The organism is Pseudomonas sp. Pse1, from assembly GCF_024519635.1.
In the GTDB taxonomy this organism is placed as follows: Bacteria; Pseudomonadota; Gammaproteobacteria; order Pseudomonadales; family Pseudomonadaceae; genus Aquipseudomonas.
In genome coordinates this window covers 1-10132 of the sequence record NZ_JALJRO010000030.1, presented here as the reverse complement: position 1 = coordinate 10132, position 10132 = coordinate 1, and the positions used below count along the sequence as shown (strand labels likewise).

Genomic DNA, 10132 nt, shown 5'->3' with positions numbered 1-10132 from the left:
TCAAAGGAATTTGCGGATGCTCAAGACCCTGGCGGTCGCCAACTACCGCTCGATCAACACACTGGTGATTGCGCTGGGTCGGCTGAACCTGATCACCGGCCCCAACGGCAGCGGCAAATCCAACCTGTACCGCGCCTTGCGCCTACTGGCCGAGACGGCCCAGGGTGGCGTGGTCAATGCGCTGGCACGGGAAGGCGGGCTGGACTCCACCTTCTGGGCCGGCCCGCAGACCCTGAGTCGACGCATGCGCAATGGCGAAGTCGCCATCGAGGCCAGTGTGAGCCAGGGGCCCAAGCGCCTGCGCCTGGGATTCGCCGGTGAGGATTTCAGCTACGCCATCGCACTGGGTTTGCCGAAGCCATTGCCCGAAGAAGTCTCCTATTTTTCCCTGGATCCGGAAATCAAGCGTGAATGCATCTGGGCGGGCGCGGTGTATCGACCGGCGAGTCTGCTGGTCAATCGCGCCGGGCCGATGATCAAGGCCCGTGAAGGTCGCGACTGGGATGTCCTGGCCCAACACACGCCGGCCTTCGACAGCCTGTTTGACCAGGTCGGCAGCCTGCGCGCTTCACCCGAGGTATTGCTGCTGCGCGAACAGATTCGCGGCTGGCGCTTTTATGATCATTTTCGCAGCGACGCCGAGGCGCCCGCGCGCCAGGTGCAGTTGGGCACCCGCACGCCGGTGCTGCATCACGATGGCCGTGATCTGGCCGCCGCGCTGCAGACCATCCGCGAAATCGGCGATCCCCAGGCGCTGCAACAGGCTGTCAGCGATGCCTTCCCCGGCGCCCGACTGAACATCGTGACGCTGCATGGCGGGCGCTTTGCCATTGAGTTCCATCAGGAGGGTTTGCTGCGGCCACTGTCGGCTGCCGAACTGTCCGATGGCACCTTGCGCTATCTGCTGCTGATTGCCGCCCTGCTGACCCCGCGCCCGCCGACCCTGATGGTGCTCAACGAGCCGGAAACCAGCCTGCACCCGGACCTGCTGCCCGCGCTGGCCCGCCTGATCATCCGCGCCTCGCAGGATTGCCAGGTGTGGGTGGTGTCCCATGCCAGCCGGCTGATTGCGGCGCTGCAGCAGGATGAGCAATGCAATTGCATCGTGCTGGAAAAGAATTTCGGCCAGACCGAGGTGGTGGGTCAGGGAATGCTGGACGAGCCCGCGTGGAAATGGCCGGATTAACGGCGCAAAACACAGCGGTCTCAGGTTTTTCGTCGGAACGCCGCCCGGAGCAAGCTCGCTCCCACAAGGGCACAGCTCACAGTTGCAGGCAAAAAAAACGCCGACGCTGCATCAGCCGTCGGCGTTATAACCTTGAAGGGGTTTAGAGCGTTATCAGAACGCAGGCAATACCGCGCCGCTGTACTTCTTGGCGATGAATTCCTTCACCTCAGGGCTGGTCAGGGCTTTGGCCAGTTTCTGGATGGCGACGCTGTCCTTGTTGTCTGGACGAGCCACCAGGAAGTTCACATAAGGCGAATCCGCGCCTTCGATGACCAGAGCGTCCTTGGCCGGGTTCAGACCGGCTTCCAGCGCGTAGTTGGTGTTGATCATGTCCAGGTCGACCTGATCCAGCACACGCGGGAGCATGGCCGATTCCAGTTCCTTGAACTTGAAGTTATGCGGGTTCTTGGCAATGTCCTTTGGCGTGGCCAGGGCGTTTTTCGGATCCTTGAGCTCGATCAGGCCGGCTTTCTGCAGCAGGATCAGGGCACGGCCGCTGTTGCTGCCTTCGTTGGGGATGGCGATGGTGGCGCCGTCTTTCAGCTCTGTCAGGCTTTTGACTTTCTTCGAGTAGCCGCCGAAAGGTTCGACGTGCACGCCGATCACGGTCACCAGGTTTGTGCCTTTGCCTTCGTTGAAGCTATTCAGGTACGGCAGGGTCTGGAAGTAGTTGGCATCCAGACGCTTCTGGTCGACCTGTACGTTCGGTTGCACGTAGTCGGTGAAGACTTTGATTTCCAGATCCACGCCTTCTTTGGCGAGGGTCGGCTTGATCAGTTCAAGAATCTCGGCATGCGGCACCGGCGTCGCAGCGACCACCAGTTTCTCTCCGGCCTGGGCCAAACCAGCCGTCAGGGCAGCCGCCAATGCGGTAAACAACAGAACCTTTTTCATGCAGTGTCCTTAATTGTCGTTGTCGACAACGGCGTAAAAGTGGGTTGCCAGTGAAGTGCTATCGCTGGCGTGAAGCGGAAGATACCGAGGTTTTTTATTCCTGAACAATATCTTTTATTCACTTTCATATTCCATTTTGCTCATACAGAACCGTTACAGCAGTCCGGTCTGTGTGAGTACCCGCTTCAGCGCTTCACGTTCCGCCGCTGAACCCGATTGGACAATACGTTGGACCTGCGCCTCCACCTGCTGCACCGGTGACAGCAGCGGCGGCAGGTTCAGGTGCTCCGGCAGAATCTCGTCGCCCGTGCTGACCAGCAACGCAAAGTGAATGACGTTTTCCAGCTCCCGGGTGTTGCCCGGCCAGCTGTGGCGCTCCAACGCCAGCTGCGCGGTTTCGCTGATCAGCGGTACTGGCAAGCCCAGCCGCTGGCTGTAGATCCCCAGGAAATATTCAGCCAGGGACAAAATGTCACCCGGGCGCTCGCGCAGCGCCGGCAGTTGCAACTGGCCTTCGCTGAGGTAGCGATACAGCCGCTCAAGAAACTTCCCGGCCGCCACTGCCTGGGCCAGGTCGATGCTGGTTGCCGCTACCAGGCGCACATCCACCGGGCTTGGATGTTGGGCGCCGACCCGGGTGACCTCGTGGTTTTCCAGGGCAGCGAGCAATTTGATCTGGATCGGCAACGGCAAATCGCCGATTTCGTCCAGGTACAGCGTCCCGCCGTTGGCCGAGCCGAACCAGCCGGCGCGACTGCTGGCTGAGCCATTGAAACTGCCGGCGGCATAGCCGAACAGTTCGGCGTCGGCGTAAGTCGGACTGATTGCGCCGCAATTGACCGAGACGAACAGCCCGCCGCGATCACTGGCCCGATGGATATGCCGCGCCAGCAGCTCTTTGCCGCTGCCGGTTTCTCCGCGAATCAGCACACTGGTCGAGCGCGGGGCCAGTTGTTCAAGTTCATGACGCAAGGTGCGCGAGCGCGGGTCGACGAACACCAGCGCCTTGGCGCGAATGCTCAACGGGCTTTTTTCAGCGTCGGGAAAGGTCAGCAACGGCTGACCGAAAGATTCATGCAAACTCATGGCAGGCTCCCGCCCAAAACCGCCGGCGGACGGGGGCGTTTAAATGAAAAAGGACAATCAGGCGCGTCGCAGCTGGTGATGTTCCATGCGGTTTTGCAGGCGATACAGGTAGGCAAAGCCCTGCTCCCAACGCTGGTGCCCCGACTTCACATTGATGTGCCCGGCACCGGCCAGGATGCCGGCCTCGGCGCCCCAGTGGCGTGCCAGTTCCAACGCACGCGGGGCGCTGACGGCAGCATCGTTGTCGGAGCCCACCACCTGACTCGGGAATGGCAACAACTGCGTGGGGATCGGCGCGAAGTTGCGCAACGCCGGGGCGCACGCCGGACGCTCGACATCGGCCGGCGCCACCAACAAGGCACCGCGCACCTGGCGCAGCATCTGCAGCGGTGCAGTGGCCGCCCAATGCGCCACCGTGATGCAACCCAGGCTGTGGGCGATCAGGATCACCGGCGTGCTGTCAGCGGCAATCGCCTCGGCCAGGGCCGCTACCCAATCTTCACGGCGCGGCGTCAGCCAGTCGGCCTGCTCGACCCGTGCGCTATTCGGCAAACTGTTCTGCCAGTGGCTCTGCCAATGATCTTCTGGCGATCCCTGCCAGCCCGGCACAATCAGATAGCGAATGGATTCGTTGCGCATGGGGAAGCTCTCCTGTGCGTGTCTGTTCCTGATCCAGTATAGGGACGAGTCATATGTTCGTTAAGGAATAAGAAGCTATTTATTAATACCCATAAGGAATATAAAACCATTTTCCTTTTTGCATAAAAAAAGGGCCGCACCCTGCCAAGGAGACGGCCCTTGAAAAGCAAAATTTAATTACCGTGCGGTGATCACCGACAACTTGGTGATGCCCGCTCGCTCGATCGAAGCCATCGCCCGCGCCACTTCGCCGTAATTCACACCGTCGTCGGCCTGCAGTTGCACACGCACCTCCGGGTCCTTGGCCTTGGCGGCCTGCAGGTTGAACTCCAGCAGGTCAGGGGCGATTTCATCCTTGTTGATGAACAGCTTGCCAGCGCCGTCGATGCTCACCACCAACGGGTCTTTCTGCTCCACCGGGGCGACCGCCTCGGTCTTCGGCAAGTTGATCGGAATGGCATTGGTCAACAGCGGCGCAGTGACGATGAACACCACCAGCAGCACCAGCATTACGTCCACTAGGGGCGTGACGTTGATCTCGCTCAGCACCTCATCGCTGTCTTGGGTGGAGAAGGCCATATCAGGACGCCTCCTTCACTTTCAGCGCGCCGCCCTGCACCGCCGGTTTCTGTGCGGCGGGGTGCAGCAGCACGCGGAACGCACTCTTCTGCGCCAGGCTGTAAAAGTCGTGAGCAAAGTCATCGAGATCGGCGGCGGTCAGCTTCAGGCGCCGCAGGAAATAGTTGTAAACCAGCACTGCCGGGACAGCGACCGCGATCCCCACGCCGGTCGCCACCAGTGCCGCGCCGATCGGCCCGGCCACGGTTTCCAGACTCGCCGAGCCGGCGGCGCTGATGCCTTTCAAGGCTTCCATGATTCCCCACACGGTGCCGAACAAACCAATGAACGGCGACGTGCTGCCAATGCTCGCGACCACCGCCAAACCGGTTTCCAATGAACGCCGCTCCCGCACAATCTGCTGGCGCAAGGCGCGCTCCAGGCGATCTTGATGGTTGATCGCCTGGCTCAGATCGGCCGCCGGTGCGTCGCCGACCTGGATCGCTGCGTAACCGGCCTGCGCCACTCGGGCTGCAGCGCCGGGCTGGGTCTCGCTCAGCTCGGCCGCCGCGTCGAGGCTGGAGGCGGCCCAGAACTGCTTATGGAATTTGCGATCCTGCGCCTTGAGGCGAGCGAACTGCACGCCCTTGAGCAACGCCAGGCCCCAGGTGGCGACGGAAAAAACCACCAGCAGCCAGATCACCGCGCTTTCGATGGATTCGAGTGGAGATGCCAGTAACGTCATGATGTGTTCCCTCTGTGTAAACGTTTAGCGCGAATAGGTTGCTGTTCAATGAATCTTGAAATCGATGGGCACGCTGACCCAGCCGTCCTGGGCCACGTCGCCCTGTTTGGCCGGGACGAAACTCCAGCGCTTCACCGCGCTTAAAGCCGCGTCGTCGAGTTGCTGGCGGCCACTGCTTTTCTGAATCTGGATCTCACCCGGCTTGCCGCTGGCCAACACATGCACCCTTAACAGCACCGTGCCTTCCCAACCGCGGCGCTGAGCCAGCGACGGGTATTCCGGCGCCGGATTTTTCAGGTAAGCGGCGTTGGCCGAGGCCGGCGTCACAGGCGCGGGCGCCGACGGTGCAGGGGGGGCCGGAGCCGCCACAGGCGCTGCCGGTTGCGCGGGTGCAGGCGGTTGTTGAACCGCCTTGGGCGCAGGTTTGGGCGTCGGTTTCACCACCGGTTTGGGCTTGGGCTTTGGCGCCGGCTTGGCGGCCAGTTCATCGACCACCGGTGGCGGTGGTGGTGGCTCAACCACGGGCGGCGCAGGTGCAGGTGGCGGCGGCTCGACCACCGGCGGTGCCGGACGCGAGAACTCGATGGTCATCGGCGGAATTTCCGGCGGGACAATCGGCAGCGCCGGGGTCGGTTGTTGATTGACCCAGTAAATCACCGCGCCATGCACCAGCACTGCCAGCACCGCGAGCGCAATCGCCTCACGCCGACGCAGACTGCTTTTCGGCGTCTGCTGCAGGCGCAATTGGCCCAGCGGCGTGCGGTACGGTCGACCTAGATCGACCAGCTCGGCACTCGGTGCCTGGCGCCACGACACCTCATGTGCGCTGGCGGCGGTCTGGACGTTGCCCATTGAATGACTCCCTAAGGTCTCTTTGCGAATAACCCGCCACCCACGCTTGTACAGCCCCCCGCGCTGGTGTCAGGGGGTGAATGATTGGCGTGGATGGCTTATCCCTTAAAGTAATTTTTAAGGCTTCGTATAGATCAGAAAGGAATATGTAACTTTGCGGAATGACGCAGAACCGCGCCGATCAAGGGCTGCAGCGAAGGGAGCGAAAGTCGATGCTTTGCAGGCATCAAAAATATTCACGCAAGGCATGGAAAACCCACCTTCCCTGTGGGAGCGAGCCTGCTCGCGAAGATTTTGAGGGCGCTGCGGACTTTCAGGTACAACGCGTCATCGTTAACGTTTCTCGCGAGCAAGCTCGCTCCTACGACCCAACGCCAGCAACTGCTCTTCCAGCGCCTTACCCGCCCGGCTCAAGCCACTGCGCGCATACAGCGCCAGCCGCACGCCCTGGATATCCGGCAAGCCGCTGCTGGCCTCGAGCACCCGATGTCCAGCCGTCACCACGCGCACCGGTAACAGGCTGATGCCCAACCCGGCAGTCACCGCCGAGCAAACACTGGCCAGGCTCGCGCTGGAATACGCGATGCGCCAGCGCCAGCCACCGACCTCCAGGTGATGGAGCATTTCGTGGCGATACAGCCCGCCCACCGGAAACGCCACCAGGGGCAACGGCTCGCGACCGAATGCCGGGTTCTCGACACTGTCGACCCAACACAGGGGCTCCGGCCAAGAGGCCAGGCACTCATCGTTGTGGCCCATCTGCTTGACCAGCAACAGATCGAACTCACCGCGCTGGTACAAGCGGCGCAACTCCGGCCCCAGGCCGCTGGTGACCTCCAGGCGCACCCCGGGATACTCCACGCCAAAAGCCGAGAGCAACGGCATCAGACGCTCGGCGGCGAAGTCCTCCGGCACCGCCAGGCGCAACACCCCTTCGCTTTGCTGATGAATCAACACGTCCGCCGCTTCGTCATGCAAGGCCAGAATGCGCCGGGCATACGCCAGCAGGCGCTCGCCTTCCGCAGTAGCGACCACGCGGCGTTGATCACGATCGAGCAGCTTGCAGCCGAGGCTCTCTTCAAGCCGGCGCACCTGCTGACTGACGGTGGATTGGGTCAGGTGCAGGCGCTCGGCGGCGCGGGTGAAGTTTTCGCTGTCGGCCACGGCAACAAAACTGCGCAGCAATACCGGATCGAACATGGGCGCCACCATTACGTTTGCCACTGATTGGCATGGTTATATTTAATTTCAGAATACAACAGGGCCTCACCATACTGGCGGCCAATCTGTCGTCTCGGGAGTCTGTCGATGACCCTGCGCAAAAAGCTTAAATACAGCCTCCTGTTCGCTGGGCTGTTTATGGTGGGAGAGGTCATGGCCAATAACGATGCATTGCTCAAAGCTGTACGCGAAGGGCAACTGCAGCAGGTGCAAAGCCTGATCCAGCAAGGCGCCGAGGTGAATGTTAGGGGGCTGGATGGCAGCAGCCCACTCCTGTTGGCCACCGCCGACAATCAGGTCGAAATCGCCCGGGCGCTGATCGAGGCCGGGGCCGACGTCAATCAGAAAAACCTGATTCAGGACAGCCCCTACCTGCTGGCCGGCGCCAGCGGTTACAACCAGATCCTCAGCCTGACCCTGAGCCACGGCGCCGACCTGAAAAGCACCAATCGCTACGGCGGCACGGCGCTGATCCCGGCGTGCGAGCGCGGCCACGTCGAAACCGTGCGCCTGCTGATTGCCGCCGGTGTCGACCTGAACCACGTCAACCGCCTGGGCTGGACCTGCCTGCTGGAAGCGATCGTGCTGGCCGACGGCGGCCCGGCGCACCAGCAGATCGTCGCCCAACTGATCGCCGCCGGGGCCGACCTGAACCTGCCGGACAACGCTGGCGTCAGCCCGTTGCGTCACGCCGAACAACGCGGCCAACAAGCCATCGCCAAACTGCTGCGCGACGCTGGCGCCTCGTAACCTCCCAGGATTTTCCATGACCTCATCGCGCCTGCAGTCCTTCGCGGGCTGGCTGTTATTGATCGCACTGGGTGTGAACCTGCGGCCGATCCTCAGCTCAGTCAGTCCCCTGCTCAACGAGATCCGCGGCGCCACCGGCATGAGCTTTCAAAGCAGTGCCTGGCTGACCAGCCTGCCGGTGATCTGCATGGGCCTGGTCGCCCTGCTGGGCATTCGCCTGGAAGCGCGCCTGGGTGAACGTCGCGGGATTGCCCTCGGCCTGCTGTTGATCGCCCTCGCCTGCCTGCTGCGCCTGCTGCTCGACCAGGCCGCGCCCCTGCTCGCCACGGCCCTGCTGGGCGGTGTCGGCGTGGCCTTGATCCAGGCGCTGGTGCCAGCCCTGATCAAGCGCCGCTTCGCCGGCCGCGTGGCCCTGGCGATGGGCGTGTACTCGGCGTCGCTGATGGGCGGTGGCGGCTTCGCGGCCTTGCTCAGCCCGCACCTGGCGAGCCATTTCAGTCATTGGCAGGCTGGGCTCGGCGTCTGGTTGTTGCCGGCGTTGGCGGCCCTGATGCTGTGGCTGTGTGTACCGGCGAGCGGCGCACACAACGCCAGCGTCGCCACGTCCGACGAAGCGCTGTGGCGGCAGCGGCGAGCGTGGATGCTGGCGCTGTATTTCGGCCTGATCAACTGCGGCTACATGAGCATGGTCGCCTGGCTGCCGGCCTATTACCTGCAACTGGGCTGGAGCGCTACACAGAGCGGCTCGCTGCTGGCGTTCATGACCATTTTCCAGGTCAGCGCCGCCCTACTGATGCCAGCCCTGGCGCAACGGCGTATTGACCGGCGTCCGTTGCTGACTATCAGCCTCGTCGCCCAGGCCCTGGGTTTTTCGGGCCTGGTGCTGTGGCCGCTGGATGCACCGCATGTCTGGGTAGCACTGATCGGTTTCGGCCTTGGCGCCTGCTTTGCCCTGAGCCTGCTGCTGACCCTCGACCACCGCCGCGACCCACGGCAAGCCGGGCAACTGGCGGCCTTTGTGCAAGGCGTAGGGTTTCTGATCAACGCCATCTCGCCGTGGCTGAGCGGCTGGCTGCGCGAACTCACCGGCAGCTTCACCAGCGCCTGGTGGGTATTGATTGTCACGGTGCTGGCAATGCTGGTGCTGACGCGGGTGTTCAGTCCGGCGAGTTACCAGCGCAAGGCCAGTACTGACAACACCCCCTGTAGGAGCGGGCTTGCCCGCGAAGAACCTGAGGACGCCGCGTGGATTCAGGCTGCCGCGCGTCATCGTTGACGAGCATCGCGAGCAGGCTCGCTCCTACGATGGGATGTGGCTGATCTCGGGATCTGCGGTCACCACAAACCCTGCGGGAAATATCTGACAAGGCTTTCAGGTTGTCGCTCGGAAGCGGTCTCTTTAGGCTTCGACGGTCGCTGCCCATTCAGCGATCGGGCGTCGCGGCCCGGATCAATCAAGGCGCACAGCGCCATCATTCGCTTTGAGTTGGCGCTTTTTTATCGTCTACTGCTTTGCGTTATGGCAGCTGTGCGCGGGATACCTTCGGGTATGCCGGGTTCCTTGATTCCCGGTCCGCGAACCTGCGTACAGCTGCCACCCTCCATCGCGTCGCGGCGATGTGTGGCAGCTCCGCCAATCAAGGAGCTTTACCATGCACAAAATCACTCAAAATCCCCCGCCACCCCACACCTTTTCCCCCTACGCCAGCCCCGACACCCGCACCCTCCACGACGCCGCCGAACGCGCGCTGAACCACTACTTCGGCCCGGCCTCCCGACCTTCCGAACCACCAGAAAAACCCGCCTCGCATGTCTTTAGCGTGATCCCCAATCAGGACACCGAAACCCTGCTGATCCACGCCTCGCAAACCCTGGCGGCGGTCGATGTCATGAGCACTGATCTGGCCTTCGAGCTGGAAGGCAAACAGCGCCATGTGGCGCTGGCGATCCAGCAGATGGTTTCGCTAGGCGCTCTGTTGGTGGAGCAGACACTGGAGCGGATTGATCAGCCCAGGGCTATGCATTTGGGCGAATGATCCACGCTCTGTTGACCGACCCCAAACCCTGGAGCGGGCTTGCCCGCGAAGAACCTGAGGACGCCGCGTGGATTCAGGCTGCCGCGCGTCATCGTTGACGAGCATCGCGAGCAGGCTCGCTCC

Annotated in this window: 11 protein-coding genes; 4 read left to right on the top strand and 7 right to left on the bottom strand. The window is 62.4% G+C overall.

The window, feature by feature from the left end; all coding sequences use genetic code 11:
* Positions 1-16 precede the first annotated feature (16 nt).
* Positions 17-1186, top strand: a complete 1170-nt coding sequence (locus NR126_RS26690) for an AAA family ATPase (RefSeq protein ID WP_105754119.1) — start codon at positions 17-19, stop codon at positions 1184-1186.
* A gap of 153 nt (positions 1187-1339) precedes the next feature.
* Here NR126_RS26690 and NR126_RS26685 read toward each other — a convergent pair whose 3' ends face one another.
* The 7 genes from NR126_RS26685 to NR126_RS26655 all read right to left on the bottom strand — a co-directional run bounded on the left by NR126_RS26685 (position 1340) and on the right by NR126_RS26655 (position 7202).
* Positions 1340-2122, bottom strand: coding sequence for a MetQ/NlpA family ABC transporter substrate-binding protein (locus NR126_RS26685; RefSeq protein WP_256832364.1), 783 nt, complete (start codon positions 2120-2122; stop codon positions 1340-1342).
* 153 nt (positions 2123-2275) lie between these two features.
* Positions 2276-3208, bottom strand: coding sequence for a sigma 54-interacting transcriptional regulator (locus NR126_RS26680; RefSeq protein ID WP_027617235.1), 933 nt, complete (start codon positions 3206-3208; stop codon positions 2276-2278).
* Positions 3209-3265: 57 nt separating this feature from the next.
* Positions 3266-3847: an alpha/beta hydrolase gene (locus tag NR126_RS26675; protein ID WP_027617234.1), complete on the bottom strand. Its 582-nt coding sequence runs from the start codon at positions 3845-3847 to the stop codon at positions 3266-3268.
* Between the two features lie 177 nt (positions 3848-4024).
* Entirely contained in the window at positions 4025-4426 is a 402-nt protein-coding gene (locus tag NR126_RS26670; RefSeq protein ID WP_027617233.1) for a biopolymer transporter ExbD, read from the bottom strand.
* A 1-nt stretch (position 4427) separates the two neighbouring features.
* Positions 4428-5150 carry a MotA/TolQ/ExbB proton channel family protein gene (locus NR126_RS26665; protein ID WP_027617232.1) on the bottom strand — a complete coding sequence of 241 codons (723 nt, stop codon included), beginning with the start codon at positions 5148-5150 and terminating at the stop codon, positions 4428-4430.
* Between the two features lie 45 nt (positions 5151-5195).
* On the bottom strand, positions 5196-6002 hold the full coding sequence (locus NR126_RS26660) for an energy transducer TonB (RefSeq protein ID WP_256832363.1): 807 nt from the start codon (positions 6000-6002) through the stop codon (positions 5196-5198).
* A 333-nt stretch (positions 6003-6335) separates the two neighbouring features.
* The gene (locus tag NR126_RS26655) at positions 6336-7202 is read right to left on the bottom strand and encodes a LysR substrate-binding domain-containing protein (RefSeq protein ID WP_027617230.1); all 867 of its coding nucleotides are present in this window, start codon (positions 7200-7202) and stop codon (positions 6336-6338) included.
* 108 nt (positions 7203-7310) lie between these two features.
* Between NR126_RS26655 and NR126_RS26650 the strand changes: the two genes are divergently transcribed.
* The 3 genes from NR126_RS26650 to NR126_RS26640 all read left to right on the top strand — a co-directional run bounded on the left by NR126_RS26650 (position 7311) and on the right by NR126_RS26640 (position 10009).
* Positions 7311-7973, top strand: a complete 663-nt coding sequence (locus NR126_RS26650; protein WP_372827498.1) for an ankyrin repeat domain-containing protein — start codon at positions 7311-7313, stop codon at positions 7971-7973.
* 16 nt (positions 7974-7989) lie between these two features.
* Complete coding sequence (locus NR126_RS26645) at positions 7990-9249, top strand: CynX/NimT family MFS transporter (RefSeq protein WP_256832362.1); 1260 nt, start codon at positions 7990-7992, stop codon at positions 9247-9249.
* A 376-nt stretch (positions 9250-9625) separates the two neighbouring features.
* Positions 9626-10009 carry a DUF6124 family protein gene (locus NR126_RS26640; protein WP_218424819.1) on the top strand — a complete coding sequence of 128 codons (384 nt, stop codon included), beginning with the start codon at positions 9626-9628 and terminating at the stop codon, positions 10007-10009.
* The last annotated feature ends 123 nt before the right edge of the window (positions 10010-10132 follow it).

Bases quoted from the DNA above. Each gene is read 5' to 3' on its own strand.
- NR126_RS26690 (WP_105754119.1), top strand. From the start codon at position 17: ATGCTCAAGACCCTGGCGGTCGCCAACTACCGCTCGATCAACACACTG.
- NR126_RS26685 (WP_256832364.1), bottom strand. From the start codon at position 2,122: ATGAAAAAGGTTCTGTTGTTTACCGCATTGGCGGCTGCCCTGACGGCT.
- NR126_RS26680 (WP_027617235.1), bottom strand. From the start codon at position 3,208: ATGAGTTTGCATGAATCTTTCGGTCAGCCGTTGCTGACCTTTCCCGAC.
- NR126_RS26675 (WP_027617234.1), bottom strand. From the start codon at position 3,847: ATGCGCAACGAATCCATTCGCTATCTGATTGTGCCGGGCTGGCAGGGA.
- NR126_RS26670 (WP_027617233.1), bottom strand. From the start codon at position 4,426: ATGGCCTTCTCCACCCAAGACAGCGATGAGGTGCTGAGCGAGATCAAC.
- NR126_RS26665 (WP_027617232.1), bottom strand. From the start codon at position 5,150: ATGACGTTACTGGCATCTCCACTCGAATCCATCGAAAGCGCGGTGATC.
- NR126_RS26660 (WP_256832363.1), bottom strand. From the start codon at position 6,002: ATGGGCAACGTCCAGACCGCCGCCAGCGCACATGAGGTGTCGTGGCGC.
- NR126_RS26655 (WP_027617230.1), bottom strand. From the start codon at position 7,202: ATGTTCGATCCGGTATTGCTGCGCAGTTTTGTTGCCGTGGCCGACAGC.
- NR126_RS26650 (WP_372827498.1), top strand. From the start codon at position 7,311: ATGACCCTGCGCAAAAAGCTTAAATACAGCCTCCTGTTCGCTGGGCTG.
- NR126_RS26645 (WP_256832362.1), top strand. From the start codon at position 7,990: ATGACCTCATCGCGCCTGCAGTCCTTCGCGGGCTGGCTGTTATTGATC.
- NR126_RS26640 (WP_218424819.1), top strand. From the start codon at position 9,626: ATGCACAAAATCACTCAAAATCCCCCGCCACCCCACACCTTTTCCCCC.